Here is a 19845-nt window from a genome sequence, read left to right on the forward strand (position 1 = left end):
GGGGTGAGCGAGGGTCAGGCGCTGACGATCGAGAGGTGCCGCTCGGGCAGCTCCTCGAGCTCCTCGGCCTCGAAGCCGTCGTCGTAGCCGGCGGGCTCGTACGCGTCGTCGCTGAAGTCGAGCCCGCCCTCGTAGGGGACGGGCGTGTCGACGTCGACGAGCTCCATGGCGGCGACGACGTAGCGGGTCAGCGCGGCCTCGACGATCTCGGGCTCGCCCCCCATCGGCGCGGAGACGGCCGACGCGCCCGCCTCGAGCGCGGCCTCGGCCTCGGCCGTCCACAGCACGCCGGGCGAGAGGTACCAGCTGCCGACCGCGACGTGGCGGCGGCCCTGGGCCCGGAGCGTCCGGACGGCCTCGGCCGTGCTCGGGCCGGAGCCGGTGGCGTACGCGGTGACGCACGGCAGCCGGTGGTGGGTCGACCACTGGCGCGCGCGGCGGGCGATGATCGCGTTGCTGCGGACGTCGACGCTGCCGGCGGCCGCGAAGACGAGGCCGTCGAGCTCGGCCACGTGCCGGGCGCGCAGGGCGTCCCGCAGGCGCCGGTCGACGATCGAGAGCAGCTGGGCCTCAGGACCGATCGGCCGCGAGGCGCCGACCCGCAGGCCGTCGTGGGCCGCGTTCAGCTCCGTGACCAGGACGGGCACCTCCTCCTTGGCGCCGAACGCATCGGAGAGCAGCAGCGGGACGAGCACGATCTCCTCGACGCCGCGGGCCGCTAGGCGGGCGACGACGTCGTGGGCCGTCGGGCCCGACACGTCCAGGTAGGCGGCGTGCACGTCGAGCGAGGGCCGGAGGGCCCGCAGGCCCTTGCTGATCTGGCGGCTGATCTCGGGCGTGCGGGGGTCGTGGCTGCCCGGTCCGAGGAGCACGAGGGTGGGAGCGGTCATGAGGTCACCGGTTCTGCTGTCGTGTCGTGCGGGTCGACGTCCAGGGTGCGCAGGCTCGTGGGTCCGGCCATGCCGGCCGCGAGCGTCCAGCCGTCCGCCTCGTCGACGAGGATGAACGAGCCGGTCCCGCGGTGCTCCTTGTAGGGATCCACCGGCAGGGGGGCGGCCAGCGTGAGCCGGACGCGCCCGATGTCGTTGAGCGTCAGGGCGTCGGTGCCCCGCCACGTGGGTGCCGACCTCGCGTCGAAGTCGAGGTCGAGCACCCCGTCGATCTGCTTCACGACGGCTTTGGTGAGCGACGTCCCGTGCTGCACCAGGACCCGCTGGCCCACGGCCAGGGTCCGGTCGGTGAGCCAGCTGACCGTGCCCGTGAGGTCACGGGTCGGGGCGGGCGGGGCGTCGGTCGAGGTCAGGATGGCGCCGCGGGAGATGTCGAGGTCCCGGTCGAGCCGCAGCACGACCGACTGGCCCGCGACCGCGACGTCGAGCGGCCCGTCCGGGGTGTCGATCCCGGCGATCGTCGCGTGCGAGCCGACGGGCAGCACGACGACCTCCTCGCCGACGCTGACCCGGCCGGCGGCGACGAGGCCCGCGTAGCCGCGGTAGTCCCCGTCCACGACCGGTGCGCTCGCGGCCCAGGGGGCCTGGACGGCGGACTGGGGCCGGACCACGCTCTGGACGGGGAAGCGGAAGTCCTCGCCGACCTCGAGCGACGTGTCGTCCACGCTCTCGAGGTAGCCGAGCACGGTCGGGCCCTCGTACCAGGGCATGCGCGACGAGCGGGTCACGACGTTGTCGCCCTCGAGCGCCGAGACGGGGATCGCGTGGCTGTCGCGGACCCCGAGGGTGCGGGCCAGCAGCGCGAAGTCCGTGGCGATCTCGTCGAAGACCGTCTCGGAGAAGTCGACGAGGTCGATCTTGTTCACCGCGAGGACGACGTGCGGCACGCGCAGCAGCGCGGCGACGGCGAGGTGGCGCCGCGTCTGCTCCATCACGCCCTTGCGCGCGTCGACGAGCAGGATGATCACGTGGGCCGTGGACGCGCCCGTCACCGTGTTCCGCGTGTACTGGACGTGCCCGGGGCAGTCGGCCAGCACGAACTTGCGGCCCGCGGTCGCGAAGTAGCGGTAGGCGACGTCGATCGTGATGCCCTGCTCCCGCTCGGCCCGCAGGCCGTCGGTGAGCAGCGCGAGGTCGGCCCGGTCGAGGCCCTTGCGCCGGCTGGCCGTCTCGATCGAGTCGAGGGTGTCGGACAGCACGGAGTTGGTGTCGAAGAGCAGCCGGCCGACGAGGGTCGACTTGCCGTCGTCCACGGAACCCGCCGTGGCGAGCCGGAGGAGCGTACGACGCCCCTGCAGCGAAGCCTCGCGCTCCGCCTGGAGTGTGGGGCTCATCAGAAATAGCCTTCCCGCTTGCGGTCTTCCATGGCGGCCTCGCTCAGCCGGTCGTCGGCGCGGGTGGCGCCGCGCTCGGTCAGCGAGCTCAGCCCGACCTCGGTGATGACGTCGGCCACGGTGGTGGCCTCGGACAGCACCGCGGCGGTGCAGGACATGTCGCCGACGGTCCGGTAGCGGACGCTGCGTCGGGTCGTGGGCTCGCCGTCGCGGACCGGGGTGACGGGCGTGATCGCCATCCACATGCCGTCGCGCAGGGCGACCTCGCGCTCGTGGGCGTAGTAGATCGAGGGCAGCGCGATCTTCTCGGCCTCGATGTAGTCCCAGATGTCGAGCTCGGTCCAGTTGGACAGCGGGAAGACCCGGACGTGCTCGCCGGGCAGGTGCCGCCCGTTGTAGAGCGACCAGAGCTCGGGGCGCTGGTTGCGCGGGTCCCACTGGCCGAACTCGTCGCGCAGGCTGAAGATCCGCTCCTTGGCCCGGGCCCGTTCCTCGTCGCGCCGCCCGCCGCCGAAGACGGCGTCGTGCTTGCCGCTGGTGATGGCGTCGAGCAGCGGCACGGTCTGCAGCGGGTTGCGCTGGCCGTCGGGCCGCTCGCGCAGCCGTCCGTCGTCGATGTAGTCCTGGACCGAGGCGACCTTGAGGCGCGCGCCGTAGAACTCGCTGGCCTCGTCGCGGTAGGTGAGGACCTCGGGGAAGTTGTGGCCGGTGTCGACGTGCAGCAGCTCGAACGGTACGGGCGCCGGCCAGAACGCCTTCGCCGCGAGGTGCAGCATGACGACCGAGTCCTTGCCGCCGGAGAACAGCATCACCGGCTTGGCGAACGTGGCCGCCACCTCGCGGAAGATGTGGATCGACTCCGACTCGAGCGCCTGCAGCTCGCTGAGCGGGCGCAGCGCGCGGGCGGTCGTCGGCGCGGTGCCGGCGGTGGGGGTCGTGCTCATCGGGAGGTCCTCTCCACGGGACGGTCGAGGATCGTCGACAGCAGCGCGCGCGCCCTCGCGGCGGCGGTGTCGAGGTCGAGGGCGGCGGTGTCGAGCTCCAGCTCGGCCGTGGCCGGCTGCTCGTACGGGTCGTCGACGCCGGTCATGCCGGTGATCTCGCCGCGCCGCGCCTTGGCGTACAGGCCCTTGACGTCACGCTGCTCGGCCACCTCGAGGCTGGTCGAGACGAAGACCTCGGCGAAGGGGACGCCGTGGGCGTCGTGGTCGTCGCGCACGCTGCGGCGCGCCTCGGCGTACGGGGCGATGACGGGCACGAGCACGACGGTGCCGTGGGACGCGAGCAGGCGGGCGACCCAGCCGATGCGGCGGACGTTGACGTCGCGGTCGGCGCGGGTGAAGCCCAGCCCGGCGGACAGGTGCGGACGCACCTCGTCGCCGTCGAGGACCTCGACGTCCACCCCTTCGGCCCGCAGCCGGTCGGCGAGCGCGTGCGCCACGGTCGACTTGCCGGCGGACGGCAACCCCGTGAACCAGAGCGTCCCGCCCCTCACAGGTGGATACCGCACTCGGTCTTGCCGAGCCCGGCCCAGCGACCGGCGCGGGCGTCGGGGCCGGTGGCGCGGACGGTGCAGGGCTCGCAGCCGATGGACGGGTAGCCGTCCTCGAGCAGCGGGTTCACCATCAGCGAGTTCTCCTCGATGTAGGCGGCCACGTCCTCGTCGGTCCAGGCGGCGATGGGGGAGACCTTCACCAGGCGGCGCTTCGGGTCCCAGGCGACCACCGGGGTGCTCGCGCGGGCGGCGGAGTCGGCGCGACGCACGCCGGAGGCCCAGGCCGTGTACGGCGCGAGAGCCTTGCCGAGCGGCGCGACCTTGCGCATCGCGCAGCACTGGTCGGGGGCGGTGCGGAAGAGGTCCTTGCCGTACGCCGCGTCCTGCTCGGCGACCGTCAGCTCGGGCAGGACGTTGATCAGGTTGACGTCGTGCACGAGCTTGACGGCCTCGCGCGTGCCGATGGTCTCGACGAAGTGGTAGCCGGTGTCGAGGAAGATCACGTCGATGCCCGGCGCGACGCGCTCGGCCAGGCTGATCATGACGGTGTCGGCCAGCGAGGACGTGACGACGAGACCGCCGCCGAACTCGGCGTGGGCCCAGCCCATGATCTCGAGCGCGGTCGCGCCCTCCAGCTCGTGGCTGGCCTGGACGGCCAGCTCGGACAGGTCGAGCAGCGTGCTCATGACGACACCTCCCGCGTACGGCTCGGGGAGACGAGACCCCGGAACACGACCGAGAACGCACGCAGGCAGGAACGGCATTCCCAGCCGCCGCCCTCGAGGGGGAAGAGGTTCTCCTCCGAGCAGTACGGGCAGTAGCCGATCGACTGCCGCTCGGTCCGCGGTGCGTGGCCGGTCGGGCTGCCTTCGTCGGCGGCCGCGCTCATACGAGGACGCTCTCGTCGGCCCTCGCGACCCACTGCGCGAACCGCTCGCCCTCGGTGCGCTCGGCGGTGAAGGACTTGGCCAGGCGCTCGACGTAGTCGGGCAGCTCCTCGGCCGTGACCTTGTGACCGCGCAGCTTGCGCCCGAAGCCGGCGTCGAGGCCGAGCCCGCCGCCCAGGTGGACCTGGAAGCCCTCGACCTGGTCGCCGGCCGGCCCCTGGACCAGCTGGCCCTTGAGCCCGATGTCGGCGGTCTGGATGCGAGCGCAGGAGTTGGGGCAGCCGTTGATGTGCACGGTGATGGGGGAGTCCATCGCGCCGAGCCGGCTCTCCAGCTCGTCGACGACGCGGGCGGCCTGCGCCTTGGTCTCGACGATCGCGAGCTTGCAGAACTCGATGCCGGTGCAGGCCATCACCGAACGGCGCCAGGCGTCGGGACGCGCGGACAGGTCCAGCGCCTCGGCCCCGGCGACCAGCGAGTCGACCTGGTCGGGCGCCACGTCGAGGACGAGGATCTTCTGCATCGGCGTGGTCCGCAGCCGGTGCGAGCCGTGCGCCTCGGCGAGCTCGGCGAGCGCGAGGAGGGTCGCTCCGCTCACCCGTCCGGCCTTGGCGGCCAGGCCGACGAACTTGCGTCCGTCCTTCTGGTCGTTGACCCCGATGTGGTCGCCGGGACGTTCCGGCGTCTCGGGCGCCGGGCCGTCGACGAGGCTGCGGTGGAGGTACTCGTTCTCCAGCACCTCACGGAACTTCTCGGGGCCCCAGTCGGCCACCAGGAACTTGATGCGGGCCCGCGTCCGCAGCCGGCGGTAGCCGTAGTCCCGGAACACGGCGCACACGCCGGCCCAGACGTCGGCGACCTCGTCGAGCGGCACCCAGGCGCCGAGACGCTGGGCGAACATCGGGTTGGTCGAGAGCCCGCCGCCGACCCAGAGGTCGAAGCCGGGTCCGTGCTCGGGGTGCTCGACCCCGACGAAGGCGATGTCGTTGATCTCGGGGACCACGTCCTGCAGCGGGTGGCCGGTGATTGCGGTCTTGAACTTGCGCGGGAGGTTGGAGTACTCCGGGTTACCGACGAAGCGGTCGCGGATCTCGCGGATGGCCGGCGTGGGGTCGATGATCTCGTCGACCGCGATCCCGGCGACGGGGGAGCCGAGGACCACGCGGGGGCAGTCGCCGCAGGCCTCGGTGGTGTCGAGCCCGACCGCCTCGAGGCGGCGCCAGATCTCCGGCACGTCCTCGACCCGGATCCAGTGCAGCTGCACGTTCTGTCGGTCCGTGATGTCGGCGGTACCGCGGGCGAAGTCGACCGAGATCTGGCCGATGACCCGCAGCTGCTCACTCGTGAGGGCACCGCCGTCGATGCGGATCCGGAGCATGAAGTACTCGTCGTCGAGCTCGTGGGGCTCCATCGTCGCGGTCCGGCCGCCGTCGATGCCCGGCTTGCGCTGGGTGTAGAGGCCGTACCAGCGGAACCGGCCGCGGAGGTCGCCCGGGTCGATCGAGGCGAAGCCGCCCTTGGCGTAGATGTTCTCGATGCGCGCCCGCACGTTGAGCGGGTTGTCGTCCTTCTTGGACTGCTCGTTCGGGTTGAGCGGCTCGCGGTAGCCGAGGGCCCACTGGCCCTCGCCGCGGGGCTTGCGGGTGCGGGCGGGACGGGCTGCTCGTGCGTCGGGCGTGCTGGGGGGCAGGGCGTTCATGGGTTCCTTCGCGGGGCAGCCCGGGGCGCGCGGAGCGGTCGTCGGGGGCGGGTCGGGGGTCGTTCCGGGCGTCAGTGCCCGGGCATCCAGACCCGACACATCATCGACGCGGTCCGGGCGAGGTCGACCACGCGGCGCGTGGTCAGCTGCCGGGGACGAGCGGCGGGGTCGGCGCAACGCGCCGCCGAGAGCTCTCGGCAGCGATCGACCCCTCCTGCGGCGCGCACCCTCACACAATCCGTCGGCGCGCGCCGCTGATCAAATCCAAATCTCACTGGATGGGACGCGTGTCCGCATCGCGGACTTCCTCGGCCGGGTCGATCCCGGTGAGGCCCGGCCAGAGCTTGTCGGCGGCGGCGTTGAAGGCCGCCCCGACGAGGACGGCGAGCGACATCACGTACAGCCAGATGAGGACGGCGATCGGTGCCGCGAGAGGCCCGTAGATGGTCGACGACCCGGTCGAGGCGCTCAGCGTGAGGCGCAGCAGCACGCTGCCGATGACCCAGATCAGGAGGGCGAGCGCTGCACCGGGAAGCCCGCTGCGCAGGCGGCTCTTCAGCGGCAGCGACCGGTCGTACACGCCGGCCAGAAAGACGCCGGCGCCGAGGAGGACCACCGGCCAGTAGAGGCCGCCGAGGAACTCGAGCCGCTCGGGCAGCACCCGCTGCACGAAGCCGGGGCCCGCCAGGACGAGCGGCACGAGCACGACGCCGATGATCACCAGGACGAGATAGAAGACGAACGAGAGCAGCCGCTGCTGCACGAAGCCGCGACGACCGGCCAGCCCGTACATGATCGTGATCGTGTCGACGAAGACGTTGACCGCGCGCGAGCCCGACCACAGCGCGACCAGGAACCCGACGGAGACTACGGCGGCGCTGCCCTGGGCCAGCACGTTCTCCAGCGTGGGGGCGAGGATCGAGTTGACGATGTCCTCGGTCAGGACCCGACGGGCGAGCGCGAGCACCTGCGCCTGGACGTTCGCCACGGCCACGACGTCGAACGCGCCGGCCACGAAGCCGATCGCCCCGGCGAGCCCGAAGATCAGCGGCGGCAACGACAGCACGGTGAAGAACGCGGCCTCGGCGGCCAGACCGGTGACCCGGTAGCGCAGGCAGGCGAGGAGCGTCTCCTTGGCGGCCTGCGCGCCGCGGGTCGCCCCGAACCGGCGGCCGCCCGCACCCAGCGCGGCGACCGCTCTCGACCGTCGCCACCGCGTCTTGAGCGGCACGGAGCGGGTCGACGACCTCCGGCTCTCGCTCACCGCTCCAGGCTAGTGGGGCGGGGCCTGCCGACCTGTGGCACGCGGCCCGCGTCGCGGGTGATTCCCGCGACCGCGGACGGCGACCCTCAGAAGCCGCTGCCGGCGTAGTCCTCCCCGGCCGGTGCCGGTCGGTGGGCTCCGTCGGGGTCGTTCGTCGAGCCCTCGGCGTAGTCGTCCTCGACGACCACGCCCTGACCGACGTCGGTGTCGGCCGGCTGCGGCGGGTCGGGCACCTGGGCCAGCTCCTCGTCGTCCATCGCGCGGGGGTCCTGCTCGGGTTCGCTCACGTGTCCTCCTGGTGGTGTCTGCTGTCCACGCCTTACCCGTTCCTGACCGTTACCCCCGCACCCCGAGATCCATAGCCGGGCGTAGCGTCCGACGTCGAAAGACGTCCTTCGGCAGACGTCGGGCACAGGTGCCGCGGTCCCGGACCACCGGGTCGGCGCCGGGAAGGAGCAGCGTGACCACGACCACGACCTCCGGCGGACGGGTGCCGCTCACCCGGGATCAAAGAAGCGCGTTCCTGGCCGCGTTCCTGGGCTGGACCATGGACGCCTTCGACTACTTCATCGTCGTGCTGGTCTACGCCGACATCGCGAAGGAGTTCGGCGTCTCGCTGCCGCGGATGGCCTTCATCACCACGGTGACGCTGCTGATGCGGCCCGTCGGGGCGCTGATCTTCGGGCTGTGGGCCGACCGCGTGGGCCGACGCATCCCGCTGATCGTCGACGTCTGCTTCTACAGCGCGGTCGGCTTCGCGTGCGCCTTCGCCCCGAACTTCACCGTGCTCATCGTGCTGCGCCTGCTGTACGGGATCGGCATGGGCGGCGAGTGGGGCCTCGGCGCGGCGCTGGCGATGGAGAAGATCCCCACGGCGCGCCGCGGCTTCTTCTCCGGGGTGCTGCAGCAGGGCTACTCGACGGGCTACCTGCTCGCGGCGGCCGTCTACCTGGTCCTGCACCAGGCGTTCGGACTGGGCTGGCGCTACCTCTTCGCGTTCTCGATCCTGCCCGCGCTGATCAGCCTGATCATCCGGAGCCGGGTCAAGGAGTCCGAGGTCTGGGAGGCCACCCGCGACCGCAAGGTGTCGAGCAGCGTCTCGGCCGCGTCGGTGTTCAAGAACCCGACCGTCATCCGCCGGTTCGTCTTCCTCATCGTGCTGATGACCGCGTTCAACTGGATGAGCCACGGCACCCAGGACGTCTACCCGACGTTCCTCAAGGCGACCGAGAACGGCGGGGCCGGCTTCTCCGCCGACACCGCCTTGATCATCGCGATCCTCTACAACGTCGGCGCGATCATCGGCGGGCTCGTGTTCGGCGGACGTTCGGAACGCTTCGGTCGCCGCCGCGTCATCGTCTTCTGCGCCGTCCTCGGGCTGCCGGTCGTGCCGATCTTCGCCTACTCCCACTCTGCCGGGATGCTCGTGCTCGGCTCGTTCCTGATGCAGCTCTTCGTCCAGGGCGCCTGGGGCGTGATCCCGGCCCACCTCACCGAGCTGTCGCCCGACGAGGTCCGCGGCTTCTACCCGGGCGTGACCTACCAGCTCGGCAACTGCCTCGCGGCGTTCAACCTGCCGATTCAGGAGGCCCTCGCCTCGACCCACGGCTACCCGTTCGCGTTGGCGGTGACCATCGTGCCGGTCCTGGTCGCGGTGGCGGTCCTGACCGCTCTCGGCCCCGAGAACCGGGGCGTCACCTTCGGCTCGAAGGAGAGCTCCGCCCTCGCGGACGCGACTACGCGCTGAGAGGCGGGAGAACGCTCCCTGAGCCTGTCGAAGGGCCTCGACGAGGTCAGCGTTCTCATCGCATGTCGAAGCCAACCCGTTCCGGGCCCTTCGACAAGCTCAGGGAGCGTAGGGACGCGTACGGCCGCTCCCGACGACCTGCTGCCACAGCTCCTGCGTCGCGGCGAGCAGGTCGGCCTCGGGGACGTCGTGGGTGGCGCTCGCGTGGTGGCCGCACCAGCCGTCGAGGACGCGCATGCCGCAGACCTGGCAGCCGCCGTGCCACGACACGAGGACGCGGTGCCACGTCCGGGTCAGGGGCGCGACGTCGGCGAGGTTCGCGTACGTGAAGACGCCCACGGTCGGCGTGCCGACCGCGCCCGCGAGGTGCCGGGGACCGGAGTCGTTGCCGATCATCAGCGATGCCCGGGCCAGGGTGCCGACCAGGCCGCCGAGGGTCAGGCCCCCGACGACGGTCTCCATCTCGGCGCCGTAGCCCTCGGCGACCCGGGCGACGCGCTCGGCGTCCGCGGGCCCGCCCACCACGACGACGCGGGCGCCGTCGTCGGCCAGCGCCCGGGCGACCCGACCCAGCCGGTCCTCGGGGTAGCAGCGGCGCGCGTCCGTCGCGCCCGGGTGCACGACGACGAGTGGACGGTCGTCGTGCGGGACGGCGGCCTCCGAGGCGTCGAGGTCGGCCGCCGTCACGGCGAGCCCGGGCTCGAGCCGGGTGCTGCGGGCCCCGGCGGCGGCCACGACCTCGAGCCAGCGCACGGTGTCGTGCTGGTAGGCGGTGTACGGGACCCAGCGGTCGGTGCGTGGCGCTCCGGGGGCGGCCGCCCCGACGCTGACGCGGGCACCGAGCCGCAGGAGCAGCGGGTTGGAGTTGCCGCCCCCGCCGTGCAGCTGCACCGCGAGGTCGTAGCCGTACGCCCGCTGCTCCGCGCACCACGCCTCGAGCTCCTCGGGCGAGGCGTCCGGCACGTCGGACTTGACCCGCACGCCGCTGACCAGCGGCAGCCGGACGACCCGGTCGACCGGTCCCGGCCGCCCGTCGAGCAGGGCCGCGTGGTGGGCCGCGCCGAGCAGCGTGATCTCGGCGTCCGGGTACGCCTCGCGCAGCGCGCTGAGCGCGGGCTCGGACACGACGTAGTCGCCGATGCCGTTGGCCCGCAGCACCGCGATGCGGCGTACGCCGGGGATCGGCCCGGCCGGACGGGCGGGCAGGTCGAGGGCGGGTCCTGTGGGCGTGGGTTCGGTGGGCGTGGGTTCGGGCACGGAGCGAGGCTTACCCCGGCACGCCCGGTCCAGCCGCGGAGACGGGACGACTCGGCTCCGGGTGCCCGGAACCTGCCCCTCCCGAGCTCGCCGATGGTAATTTCGTTCCTGCCCGGATCGAGCCTCGTGCTGCCGGGCCGCGCCCGGGGACGCGCACCACACGTCTTCCGGCACGACGGCCGGGAGCCTCCGTCCGGAAGGACCTCTCCCGTGCCCCGCGCCCGCGCCGCAGCCGCCCTGCTCGCCCTCGCCGCCCTGGTGGGCGTCTCGACCGCCACCACCGCACCCGTCGCCGGCGCGAGTGTCGACCGGGGCTCGGCCAAGAGCTACAGCCTGCAGAAGGTCGGCGGGTCCGTCGTCCGCTGGAACCCGTGCGAGTCCGTCCACTACACGGTCAACACCACCTACGCCCCGGCCGGCGCGCTCGCCGACACCCAGGCCGCGGTGGCCCGGATCGCGAAGGTGAGCGGGCTGACGTTCGTCTACGACGGCCCCACGACCACCATCCCCACCAGCTCCGGTCCGCGGGCCGACGGGATCACGATCGCCTGGGCCCGGCGCGGCACCGGCACGGGCAGGAGCGACCTGCTGCCCGGAGGGTCGGTCCTGGGGACCGGCGGCTGGAACGTCACCTACGTGACCACGGCCAAGGGCGGCGCCGTCTCCGGCGTGCACATCGTGAACGGGTACGTCATCGTCGACACCGCCGCCAACAAGCTGCCCGGCGGCTTCGCCGACGTCAAGGGCGGGACCCGGGGCGAGCTCCTGCAGCACGAGCTCGGGCACGCGGTCGGGCTGAACCACGTCAAGGACAAGAGCCAGCTGATGTACGCCACGCTGGGTGCCCACTCGAGCCTCGGCGCCGGCGACAAGGCCGGCCTGCGCAAGGTGGGCAAGCCCGCCGGCTGCACGACCTAGGCGACCCGGCGTCGTCGTCGCCCCGCCGTACGGTGAGGTCGACCGGACGACGAGGGGCAGGACGATGGCGGACGACGAGACCAGGGACGCGGCGGCCCACCGGGTGGCCGGACGTCGCGACGGCACCACCGACGTCCGGGGCGTGGAGCTCGGCTGGACGTCCGAGGGCGAGGGCCCGCTGACCGTCTTCGCCCACGGCATGGCCAACGACCGGTGGTCCGGTGAGCTCGCCGGCCTGCTCGACTGGTCGCCGCTCGTGGCGGGCGGGCAGCGCCTGCTCCGCTACGACGCCCGCGGCCACGGCCGCTCGACCGGGCGGGCCGTGGCGGAGGACTACCGCTGGCCGGACCTGGCCGACGACCTGCTCGCGCTGCTCGACGTGCTGTCGCCCGACCGGCCCGTCCGGGCGGTGGGCGCCTCGATGGGCTCGGCCACGCTGGTCCACGCCGCCCTGGCCGCTCCCGACCGGTTCGAGCGGCTCGTCCTGACCTGCCCACCGACCGCGTGGGCGACCCGTGCGGCCCAGGCCGGCGCGTACCTCCAGGGGGCCGACCTGGTCGAGCAGCACGGCGTGGAGGCGTTCGAGCGCGCCATGTCCGCCCAGCCCAAGCAGGGTCTGTTCCGCGACCTGCCCGACTACCCGCCCCGCCTGCGCGTCTCCGACGCCCTGCTGCCGTCGGTGCTGCGGGGAGCCGCCGCGTCCGACCTGCCCGACGACGCCCGGCTGCGGACGCTCCAGCTGCCCGTGCTGGTCCTCAGCTGGCACGACGACCCGGGCCACCCGGTCGAGACCGGGGAGCGCCTCGTCGAGCTGATCGACGGTGCGGAGCTGGGGACGGCCGCCACGGTCACGGAGCTGCGGACCTGGGGGAGCCGGACGGCGACGTTCCTGGGCGGCTGACCCGGGCTCGCGCTGACGGAGTCGCTCGTCGGCCGGGACGAACGTCTACGCTCACCTCAGCGAGGTGCGGCGTCGGAACGCCTCGTCGCCCCCCGGGGCCCGTGGCGCGTAGTCCTTCTACGCTCCAGGAGCTCCGATGACCCTCCACCTCGACCAGCCCACCCTCGTCATGGGGGCGCGTGGCAGCGTCGGCCGCCTCGTGCTCGACGACCTCGTACGACGCGGCCTGCCCGTCCGTGCGTCCAGCCGCCGCCCCGGGCCGGGATCGGGCTCCGGCGGCGTCGACGTCATGACCGCCGACCTGACCGACCCCGCCTCCCTGAGGCCCGCCTTCGACGGGATGCGGCAGGTGTTCCTCTACGCCACGCCGGTCGGGGTGAGTGGCGTCGTCGAGGCGGCCCGCTCGGCCGGCGTCCGACGGATCGTCCTCATGTCCTCCGGCAGCGTCGTGCACCCCTCGTCGGCCGGGAACGCCATCACCGAGGAGCACCGCGCGGTCGAGGACGCGTTCGGGTCGGCGCCGGACCTCGAGCTCGTACCGGTCCGACCGCTCGTCCTCGCGTCGAACGCGCTGGGCTGGGCGAGGTCGGTCCGGGGGGGAGCGTCGGGTCCAGCTCTACCGGCCCGACGCCCTCACGGCGCCGGTCCACGAGCGCGACGTCGCTGCGGTCGCGGTCGCGGCGCTCCTCGGCGCCGACGACGTCAGCGCCATGCTGACCGGTCCCGAGCGGCTGAGCCAGCGAGCGCAGGTGGCGGCGGTCGCCGACGCGATCGGCGCGGAGCTCGCGGTCGACGAGCTCGACCGTGAGGCTGCCCGTACGCGGCTCGCCCGGTTCGTGCCGGAGCACGAGGCCGAGGCGGTGCTCCGGTTCCTCGACGACGCGGCCGCCGGGAGCTCGCCGGCGACGGGCACCGTCGAGCAGGTCCTCGGCCGCCCGGCGACCCCGTTCAGGCTGTGGGCCCACGACCACGTCGCCGACTTCGCCTGAGCGTCCGACGTGGCAGGGTCGTCCCCGTTGGGGGGCGACCCTGCGCCCCCGACGACGTGAAGGAACCTCTCATCGCGAGCTCGACCGCTGCCGACCGGACGACGACCCCGGCCCGTACCTCCGCGCACGCCCGTACGGTGCTGGCCGTCGCCTCGGCGGGCTTCTTCCTCATCACCCTGGACATCTCGATCGTCAACGTCGCGCTCGCGAAGATTCAGAGCGAGCTCGGCGGGGGCACCGCCGGCCAGCAGTGGATCATCGACGGCTACACCCTGCTGTTCGCGGCCCTGCTGCTCTCAGCGGGCAACCTCGCGGACCGCATCGGGGCCCGGCGGGCGTTCGCGCTGGGGGTCGTCGTCTTCGGGCTCGCGTCCGTCGCCTGCGCGGTGGCGCCGAGCGCCGAGGCGCTCATCGCCGCGCGTTGCGTGCAGGGCGTGGGGGCGGCGGTCATGCTGCCGGCCTCCATGGCGCTGGTGCGGGCGGCGTTCCCGGACGGACCCGCCCGGGCCCGGGCGCTGGGCGTCTGGGCGGTCGGCGGTGCCGTCGCGGGGCTCGTGGGCCAGCCGCTCGGAGGACTGCTCACCACCGCGGACTGGCGCTGGGTGTTCCTGATCAACGTGCCGGTCTGCCTCGCGATGCTGGCGCTGCTCACCCGGGTCGAGCCCTCGGCCACCCGGACGGTGCGCTTCGACGGGCCCGGCCAGGTGCTCGCCGTCGTCGCGCTGGCGGCGCTGGTCTACGGGCTCATCGACGGCGGTCACCGCGGCTTCGGCGACCTGCAGGTGGTCGTCGCCCTGGGTGTGGCGGTGCTCGGCCTCGCCGGATTCGTCCTGGTCTAGGCCCGGAGCGACCACCCGATGATGCCGCTCAGCCTCTTCCACGCCCGCGGCTTCCGCATCGCCCTGCCCGTCGGGTTCGCGTTCATGGTCGGGAACTACGGCAACGTCTTCGTCTCCAGCCTGTTCCTCCAGCAGCACCTCGGGCTGAGCCCGCTGCGCGCCGGGCTCGCCTTCCTGCCGTCCGCCGCGTTCGCGGTCGTGGGCAACCTCTCGAGCGGGCCGATCACCAACCGGTTCGGCCCGCGGCTGCCGATCGTCGGCGGGCTCCTGCTCATGGTCGGTGGTCTGCTCGGGCTGGTCCTGACGGCCCAGCTCGGCTCACCCCTGCTCGTCGCGCTGCTCACCATCCCGATCGGGGCGGGCGGCTCGCTCGCCATGCCGCCGGTCACCGGGGTCGTGCTCGACGGGGTCGAGGCGGACCTCGCCGGGACGGCGAGCGCCGTGTTCAACACGTTCCGCCAGGTCGGCGGGGCCGTCGCGATCGCCGTCTTCGGTGCCTTCGTCGCCCACCCGGAGACCTTCGTCACCGGGCTCCGCATCAGCTTCGTGGTCGCTGCGGCCCTCCTGCTCGCCACCGCGCTGCTCAGCCTGCGGATCCGGCGGGCGTCCACGGCCTGACGCACGAGCGACCTCGGTCGTCTGCTCTGCCAGCACCAGACCGCGCCGGGACCGACAACGGCCACGTCTGCTCGATCTCGTGTCGTCTGCGCGCGTTCGAACCCGCGCAGACGACACGAACCCGAGCAGACAGGGACAAGGCAGGGGACTCGCGGCGACGGTGGACCACGGGCAGGATGGCGGGATGAGCGCAACGCACGACCGGGCCCCGCACGAGCTGTGGATCACTGGTGATCATGATGCTGATCACCTGCTGACCACCAGCGGGAACGCGCTGCTGATCGGCATGACGCTGGACCAGCAGGTGCCGATGGAGAAGGCGTTCGCGGGGCCGCACGTGATCGCCACGCGCATGGGCGGGACGTTCGACGTCCCGGCGATCGCCGCGCTCGAGGTCGACGACTTCGTCGCGGTCTGCGCCGAGAAGCCCGCGGTGCACCGCTTCCCCGGCTCGATGGGCAAGCGGGTCCACGAGGTCGCGCGGCGCCTGGTCGAGGAGCACGACGGCGACGCCGTCCACCTGTGGGCGTCCGCGCCCGACGGCGTCGCGCTCAAGGAGGCGATCGCGGCGCTGCCCGGCTTCGGCGACCAGAAGGCGTCGATCATGGTCGCGCTGCTCGGCAAGCGGTGGGGCGTACGGCCCGACGGGTGGCGCGAGGCCGCCGGGGCGTACGGGAACCAGGGGGAGTTCCGCTCGGTCGCCGACGTGGTCGACGCGGAGTCGCTGCAGAAGGTGCGGGCCTTCAAGAAGCAGGCGAAGGCGGCGGCCAAGGCGAAGGCCGGCTAGAACCTACCGGCGTCAGACGGCGCCGGCCCCCGGGACCACGGTCTGCAGGGACTCGTCGGTCAGCTCGTCGGCCTTCGGGTCGACGACACTCCGTCGTCCGGCCAGGTGCCGCTGCAGCCGCCAGGCGGCCGCGATCGCGACCGCGCTGATCAGCACGTGCAGCGCGACGAACTCGCGCCCGTGGCCACCGCTCAGGACGACGCCGGCGACCAGCGGCCCGAGGGCGGAGACGCCGGTCTGCAGCCCCGTGAACAGCCCGAGCGTCGAACCGACGTGGCCCTCGGGTGCGAGGCTGGCCACGAGCGGGTTGAGCACGGGGCCGTACATCGTCTCGCCGAGCGCGAAGACGCCGAAGGTGCTGACGAGCACGACGGGTGCGAGCGCCGGGAACGAGGCGACGGCACCCAGGCCGACCCAGCAGGCGAGCCAGATCGCGCCGACGGCCATCAGCAGGGGTGCGGCGGGACGGTTCGCGGTCCAGCGCACGACGGCGAGCTGGAGCAGGATCAGCACGAAGCAGTTGACCGCGGCGGCGAGCCCGACGGTCCGCGCGGGCACGTCCAGGATCGTCAGCGCGTACGCCGGCAGCCCTGTGTCGAACTGGGCGTAGAAGGCGAGCGCGAGGGCGACGGTCAGCACGGCCGTCCAGCGCAGCGCGGGCTGGCGCAGGACCAGGCGCAGCGCCTCGGTCGCCTGGCCACGACCGTGGTCCACCGGAGAGCCGGACGGGTGGGTCAGCGGTCCGCGCGGCAGCGTGGCGAGCATGCCGGCCGAGATCAGGAACCCGGCCCCGGCCGCGAGGAAGGCGACGTCGAGCCCGTCGGCCCGCGCGAGGTCGACGAGGTAGCCGGCGGCGAAGGCGCCGACTCCCATCCCGAGCGCCTGACCGGCGGCGAGCCAGGCGAAGGTCGTCCGCCGGTCCGTGCTGGCGCTGCGCTCCAGCAGCAGGACCGACTGGGCCGGGCCGCCGGCCGCGAGCGCGAAGCCGAAGGCGGCCATGCCGGCGATGAACGTCGTGGGCGTGTCGGCCAGGACGAGCGCGCCGGCGGCCAGCGCGGCCGCGAGCTTGGTGACGACGGCGACGAGCACGGGGGAGAAGCGGTCGGCCAGCCGCCCGCCGACCGGGCCGGCGACCAGCGCGGCGACCGAGAACAGGCTGGCCGCGACGGCCGCCACCCCGCCGCCCCAGCCGCGGGTGCCCGACGCGTACGCGTACTGGTAGGGCAGCACCGTGCCCCATCCCAGCATCGCCACCGCTGATGCCCCGACGACCCACCGACTGCCCCGCACGTCCCACCTCCTGCTTTCGAATACCGAAGTTCGTCAACGAAGACTTCTACTTCGAAATTCCGGCGTGGCGGGAGGAGATGCCGACCTCTTCGAGGCCCTTCGACAGGCTCAGGGAGCGTTCGTCGGGCGGCCCTTCGACAGGCTCAGGGAGCGTTGGCGCGGAGACGGTCGCGGACGCGGTCCACGCGCTCGAGCACGGTCTTGCGGTGGGCGTGGGCCCGCTCGTACGCGGCGACGGTGTCGAGGAGAGCGAGGTCGTCGACCTGCCCGACGGCCTTGACCGCCTCCTTGGCGTCGAGGTCGGCGTAGCCGGGGAGGCCGGGGTCGTCGTGCTCGCGTGCGTGCTGCCCGGCCTGCTTCGCCGCCTCGGGGTTGTCCACGAACTGCTCGCCCGCCGCGCTGCCCGCCGCCTTGGCCGCGTCGGTCTCCCGCTTCTCGGCGTCCGACAGCTCGTCCCAGGCGGCCTTGGGCAGGTAGCGCTTCGACGCGCCGCCCTTCTCCCGGCTCGACCCGGTCGAGGCGTCGGCGCTGCCGTCGGACGTCTGCCAGTCCTCGCCGCTCCACTGCGACAGGTGCTGCTGGGTCTCGTCCTTCTCGCCGAGGTAGCCGCCGCCCTCGCGCTCGTACGCGGCCTTCAGCAGCTGCGCCTTGCGCGCGCTCCACTGCCCGGGCTTGCCGCCCTTGTCGTCGGCCTGGACCTCGTCCTTCAGCCGGCCGCGCAGGTCGGGGTCGGTGTACTTCTGGTCCCAGCCCTTCGGATGCTTGCTCGCCATCGGGCGAAACTATCCGCCGACGGTCGGGCGGGCCGGGGCCGTCACGTCGTCACCTCGCCGGCGAAGAGGTCGAGCCGGTCGCAGCGGAGGCAGCGGCGGGCGATGACCGCGCGGCGCTCGAGGCCGAAGCGCTTCACCCCGAAGAAGCCGGACTCGCGCTGGCTGGCGTAGTAGCGGACGAGCGAGTCGGACGTGCCCTCGACGAAGCCGTCCTGGAACTCGTTCGAGCCGCAGTTCGGGCAGGGCGGTGCGGCGTGGCCGGCCAGCGGCTCGTGGCCGGCGCGCGGCTCGGCGGCCGCCTGGTCGCCGTAGAGCGGGAACTCGTCGGAGGTCATGCACCCACGCTAGAGAACCGGTGGGGTCAGGCGACGAAGAAGTGCTGGAAGTCGGGGTCGTTCCACGTGCCGCCCCACGACCAGACGACACGCGCGAAGGCCCGGACGACGACGTCGTCGGCCACGATCGCGCCGCGAGGGGCGTCGGCCCCGGCGGAACGGTCGATCTCGACGAACTCCCGCCCGGCGTCCGGCGCGACGTCGCCGGGCGTCACGTACGGGTTCTCGACCGGGTTGAGGTCGACGGCGGCCCCGTACGCGTGGGCGGAGAACGAGCTCTGCCCGGCCACGTTGCGGCAGTTGAAGGCCGAGGTGTTGTTCGCGGCCATCGACCGGTCGTCGTCGCCGGCGTAGTCGTCCACGAGCTGCATGCGACGGATCGGGAACCGTTCGCGGTAGAGCTCACGGAACACGGCCACCACGTCGCTGGCGTGGTCGGAGTGGACGACGAGCTGGCCGCCGTGCGCCTTGCCGTCGTAGCCGACGTAGGTCAGCAGGAGCAGCCGCAGGTCCGCGAGGTCGACGGGGCAGCGCGACGAGGTGTGGCTGCTGTCGTCCATCCGGTCGCGCAGCGCGGCCGGCAGGCGGCGGACCGAGGACGCGTACGCGGGCAGCGCCGCCTTCGCGTCGTCCGCGTCCGCGTCGTCCGCCGCAGGCGCCTTCGGCTGCGCCAGCACGGGCGCGAGGTTCGTGCACCCGCGCAGGTCCTCCCAGTCCTTCACCGCGTCGGTCCGGTCGCTCCCGCTCAGCGCACGCGGCTGGCCGCCCTCCTCGGGGATCTCGCCCGGGACCCAGGCGTCGTCGACCACGGCCCCGTCGCGCAGCGTCACGCGGAGCACCCCGGTGTCGGCCTGGTTGCCGTGGTACCAGAGGAAGTTGCCGAGCCCGTAGCTGACGTAGGTGTCGCCGAGGAGGCCGGCGCCCTGGGGCTGGTGGGCGTGCGCACCGACCACCACGTCGGCGCCGGCGGCGGCCAGGTCCGACGCGAGGTCGAGCTGACCGGCGGTCGGGCACCCGACGTTCTCGCGACCCCAGTGGAGGTAGACGGCGACGACGTCGTTCGCCTTCGCGGCCTGCTTGACCGCCGTCACCAGCCGGCTGCCGGCCCGTGCGATCCCCGGACCGCTCCGGCCGACGTCCCAGATCGACGCCTCGCTCTCGAGCGTCGACGCGTCCGCGGCCAGGACGGCGACGTCGGTGCCGCCGACCTTGGTCACCGAGGGACGGAACGCCTGGTCGCGCCCGTCGCCGATGCCGATCACGTCGACGTCGGCGTCCTCGGCGGCCTCGAGGCTGTCCCGCAGACCCGCGGCTCCGTAGTCGGCGCCGTGGTTGTTGGCCATCGACACCACGTCGACCCCGGAACGGTCCAGGAGCTCCAGCGCCGCCGGCGGGCTCCGGAACCAGTAGCGGTTGTCGGCGTCCTCGAGCTCCTTGTCAGCCGGCGTGCCGCCGGTCGTCAGCGAGCTCTCGAGGTTGACCACCCCGATGTCGGCGGACGCCAAGGCGTCACCCAGCGGTCCGAGGGTTGCGTCCGGGTCGTCGAGGAGCGAGGCGACGCCACCCTCGAAGTGGACGTCGCCGGCGAACGCCAGGGTCACAGACCGGCCGGAACCCGGGGCCGCGGCGGCGCTCTCCCGCGGCGTGGGCGGGGCCGAAGGGGAAGGGCTGGTCGAGGTGGACGTCTCGTCGCGTGGCGGCTCGACGTCGGGTGTGCAGCCGGCGAGCGCCAGCACCACCGCGAGGCCGGGCACCAGCCCTG

At 73.2% G+C, this 19845-nt stretch carries 22 protein-coding genes; 8 read left to right on the forward strand and 14 right to left on the reverse strand.

The window, feature by feature from the left end; all coding sequences use genetic code 11:
* Positions 1-14: 14 nt before the first annotated feature.
* From FHX39_RS08290 to FHX39_RS08330, 9 genes are all read right to left on the reverse strand, one after another.
* On the reverse strand, positions 15-890 hold the full coding sequence (locus FHX39_RS08290; RefSeq protein ID WP_183337616.1) for a sirohydrochlorin chelatase: 876 nt from the start codon (positions 888-890) through the stop codon (positions 15-17).
* On the reverse strand, positions 887-2284 hold the full coding sequence (locus FHX39_RS08295; RefSeq protein ID WP_183337617.1) for a sulfate adenylyltransferase subunit 1: 1398 nt from the start codon (positions 2282-2284) through the stop codon (positions 887-889). The genes FHX39_RS08290 and FHX39_RS08295 overlap by 4 nt, the downstream gene beginning before the upstream one ends.
* Entirely contained in the window at positions 2284-3228 is a 945-nt protein-coding gene (gene cysD / locus FHX39_RS08300; RefSeq protein WP_183337618.1) for a sulfate adenylyltransferase subunit CysD, read from the reverse strand. The genes FHX39_RS08295 and cysD overlap by 1 nt, the downstream gene beginning before the upstream one ends.
* Positions 3225-3779, reverse strand: coding sequence for an adenylyl-sulfate kinase (gene cysC / locus FHX39_RS08305; protein ID WP_332836736.1), 555 nt, complete (start codon positions 3777-3779; stop codon positions 3225-3227). Before cysC ends, cysD begins: the two co-directional genes overlap by 4 nt.
* Positions 3776-4465 carry a phosphoadenylyl-sulfate reductase gene (locus FHX39_RS08310; RefSeq protein ID WP_183337619.1) on the reverse strand — a complete coding sequence of 230 codons (690 nt, stop codon included), beginning with the start codon at positions 4463-4465 and terminating at the stop codon, positions 3776-3778. The genes cysC and FHX39_RS08310 overlap by 4 nt, the downstream gene beginning before the upstream one ends.
* Complete coding sequence (locus FHX39_RS08315; RefSeq protein WP_183341717.1) at positions 4462-4668, reverse strand: hypothetical protein; 207 nt, start codon at positions 4666-4668, stop codon at positions 4462-4464. Before FHX39_RS08315 ends, FHX39_RS08310 begins: the two co-directional genes overlap by 4 nt.
* Positions 4665-6365: a nitrite/sulfite reductase gene (locus FHX39_RS08320; protein WP_183337620.1), complete on the reverse strand. Its 1701-nt coding sequence runs from the start codon at positions 6363-6365 to the stop codon at positions 4665-4667. Before FHX39_RS08320 ends, FHX39_RS08315 begins: the two co-directional genes overlap by 4 nt.
* Before the next feature lie 271 nt (positions 6366-6636).
* Positions 6637-7629 carry a YihY/virulence factor BrkB family protein gene (locus FHX39_RS08325; RefSeq protein WP_332836737.1) on the reverse strand — a complete coding sequence of 331 codons (993 nt, stop codon included), beginning with the start codon at positions 7627-7629 and terminating at the stop codon, positions 6637-6639.
* Positions 7630-7715: 86 nt separating this feature from the next.
* The gene (locus tag FHX39_RS08330; RefSeq protein ID WP_183337621.1) at positions 7716-7916 is read right to left on the reverse strand and encodes a hypothetical protein; all 201 of its coding nucleotides are present in this window, start codon (positions 7914-7916) and stop codon (positions 7716-7718) included.
* A gap of 173 nt (positions 7917-8089) precedes the next feature.
* On the opposite strand from FHX39_RS08330, the gene FHX39_RS08335 reads away from it, so the two are divergent.
* Positions 8090-9376 carry an MFS transporter gene (locus FHX39_RS08335; protein WP_332836738.1) on the forward strand — a complete coding sequence of 429 codons (1287 nt, stop codon included), beginning with the start codon at positions 8090-8092 and terminating at the stop codon, positions 9374-9376.
* Positions 9377-9475: 99 nt separating this feature from the next.
* Here FHX39_RS08335 and FHX39_RS22070 read toward each other — a convergent pair whose 3' ends face one another.
* The gene (locus tag FHX39_RS22070; protein ID WP_198423301.1) at positions 9476-10633 is read right to left on the reverse strand and encodes a glycosyltransferase family 9 protein; all 1158 of its coding nucleotides are present in this window, start codon (positions 10631-10633) and stop codon (positions 9476-9478) included.
* Positions 10634-10843: 210 nt separating this feature from the next.
* On the opposite strand from FHX39_RS22070, the gene FHX39_RS22075 reads away from it, so the two are divergent.
* The 7 genes from FHX39_RS22075 (at position 10844) to FHX39_RS08365 (ending at position 15685) form a co-directional block, all read left to right on the forward strand.
* Positions 10844-11551, forward strand: coding sequence for a matrixin family metalloprotease (locus FHX39_RS22075; protein ID WP_198423302.1), 708 nt, complete (start codon positions 10844-10846; stop codon positions 11549-11551).
* 64 nt (positions 11552-11615) lie between these two features.
* Positions 11616-12452, forward strand: coding sequence for an alpha/beta fold hydrolase (locus tag FHX39_RS08345; protein WP_198423303.1), 837 nt, complete (start codon positions 11616-11618; stop codon positions 12450-12452).
* Positions 12453-12621: 169 nt separating this feature from the next.
* The gene (locus tag FHX39_RS22410; RefSeq protein WP_408631500.1) at positions 12622-13260 is read left to right on the forward strand and encodes an SDR family oxidoreductase; all 639 of its coding nucleotides are present in this window, start codon (positions 12622-12624) and stop codon (positions 13258-13260) included.
* Positions 13163-13441, forward strand: coding sequence for a Rossmann-fold NAD(P)-binding domain-containing protein (locus tag FHX39_RS08355; RefSeq protein WP_183341719.1), 279 nt, complete (start codon positions 13163-13165; stop codon positions 13439-13441). Before FHX39_RS22410 ends, FHX39_RS08355 begins: the two co-directional genes overlap by 98 nt.
* 56 nt (positions 13442-13497) lie before the next feature.
* Complete coding sequence (locus FHX39_RS20645; RefSeq protein ID WP_198423304.1) at positions 13498-14280, forward strand: MFS transporter; 783 nt, start codon at positions 13498-13500, stop codon at positions 14278-14280.
* 18 nt (positions 14281-14298) lie between these two features.
* The gene (locus FHX39_RS20650) at positions 14299-14898 is read left to right on the forward strand and encodes an MFS transporter (RefSeq protein WP_198423305.1); all 600 of its coding nucleotides are present in this window, start codon (positions 14299-14301) and stop codon (positions 14896-14898) included.
* Between the two features lie 184 nt (positions 14899-15082).
* Entirely contained in the window at positions 15083-15685 is a 603-nt protein-coding gene (locus FHX39_RS08365) for an HhH-GPD-type base excision DNA repair protein (protein WP_183337625.1), read from the forward strand.
* A gap of 12 nt (positions 15686-15697) precedes the next feature.
* Here the strand turns inward: FHX39_RS08365 and FHX39_RS08370 are convergent, their stop codons facing one another.
* The 4 genes from FHX39_RS08370 to FHX39_RS08385 all read right to left on the reverse strand — a co-directional run bounded on the left by FHX39_RS08370 (position 15698) and on the right by FHX39_RS08385 (position 19837).
* Positions 15698-16939, reverse strand: a complete 1242-nt coding sequence (locus tag FHX39_RS08370; protein WP_198423306.1) for an MFS transporter — start codon at positions 16937-16939, stop codon at positions 15698-15700.
* A 179-nt stretch (positions 16940-17118) separates the two neighbouring features.
* Positions 17119-17748 (reverse strand): hypothetical protein, encoded by a 630-nt coding sequence (locus tag FHX39_RS08375; RefSeq protein ID WP_183337626.1) that lies wholly within the window; start codon positions 17746-17748, stop codon positions 17119-17121.
* Positions 17749-17789: 41 nt separating this feature from the next.
* Positions 17790-18083, reverse strand: coding sequence for a hypothetical protein (locus tag FHX39_RS08380; RefSeq protein ID WP_183337627.1), 294 nt, complete (start codon positions 18081-18083; stop codon positions 17790-17792).
* A 26-nt stretch (positions 18084-18109) separates the two neighbouring features.
* The gene (locus FHX39_RS08385; RefSeq protein ID WP_183337628.1) at positions 18110-19837 is read right to left on the reverse strand and encodes a CapA family protein; all 1728 of its coding nucleotides are present in this window, start codon (positions 19835-19837) and stop codon (positions 18110-18112) included.
* Between the last annotated feature and the right edge of the window lie 8 nt (positions 19838-19845).

Source organism: Microlunatus antarcticus (assembly GCF_014193425.1).
GTDB lineage: Bacteria > Actinomycetota > Actinomycetes > Propionibacteriales > Propionibacteriaceae > Microlunatus > Microlunatus antarcticus.

Excerpts from the sequence above, each read along its gene's own strand:
- FHX39_RS08290 (WP_183337616.1), bottom strand. The coding sequence starts at position 890 with ATGACCGCTCCCACCCTCGTGCTCCTCGGACCGGGCAGCCACGACCCC.
- FHX39_RS08295 (WP_183337617.1), bottom strand. The coding sequence starts at position 2,284 with ATGAGCCCCACACTCCAGGCGGAGCGCGAGGCTTCGCTGCAGGGGCGT.
- cysD (WP_183337618.1), bottom strand. The coding sequence starts at position 3,228 with ATGAGCACGACCCCCACCGCCGGCACCGCGCCGACGACCGCCCGCGCG.
- FHX39_RS08310 (WP_183337619.1), bottom strand. The coding sequence starts at position 4,465 with ATGAGCACGCTGCTCGACCTGTCCGAGCTGGCCGTCCAGGCCAGCCAC.
- FHX39_RS08315 (WP_183341717.1), bottom strand. The coding sequence starts at position 4,668 with ATGAGCGCGGCCGCCGACGAAGGCAGCCCGACCGGCCACGCACCGCGG.
- FHX39_RS08320 (WP_183337620.1), bottom strand. The coding sequence starts at position 6,365 with ATGAACGCCCTGCCCCCCAGCACGCCCGACGCACGAGCAGCCCGTCCC.
- FHX39_RS08345 (WP_198423303.1), top strand. The coding sequence starts at position 11,616 with ATGGCGGACGACGAGACCAGGGACGCGGCGGCCCACCGGGTGGCCGGA.
- FHX39_RS22410 (WP_408631500.1), top strand. The coding sequence starts at position 12,622 with ATGGGGGCGCGTGGCAGCGTCGGCCGCCTCGTGCTCGACGACCTCGTA.
- FHX39_RS08355 (WP_183341719.1), top strand. The coding sequence starts at position 13,163 with ATGCTGACCGGTCCCGAGCGGCTGAGCCAGCGAGCGCAGGTGGCGGCG.
- FHX39_RS20650 (WP_198423305.1), top strand. The coding sequence starts at position 14,299 with ATGATGCCGCTCAGCCTCTTCCACGCCCGCGGCTTCCGCATCGCCCTG.
- FHX39_RS08365 (WP_183337625.1), top strand. The coding sequence starts at position 15,083 with ATGAGCGCAACGCACGACCGGGCCCCGCACGAGCTGTGGATCACTGGT.
- FHX39_RS08375 (WP_183337626.1), bottom strand. The coding sequence starts at position 17,748 with ATGGCGAGCAAGCATCCGAAGGGCTGGGACCAGAAGTACACCGACCCC.
- FHX39_RS08380 (WP_183337627.1), bottom strand. The coding sequence starts at position 18,083 with ATGACCTCCGACGAGTTCCCGCTCTACGGCGACCAGGCGGCCGCCGAG.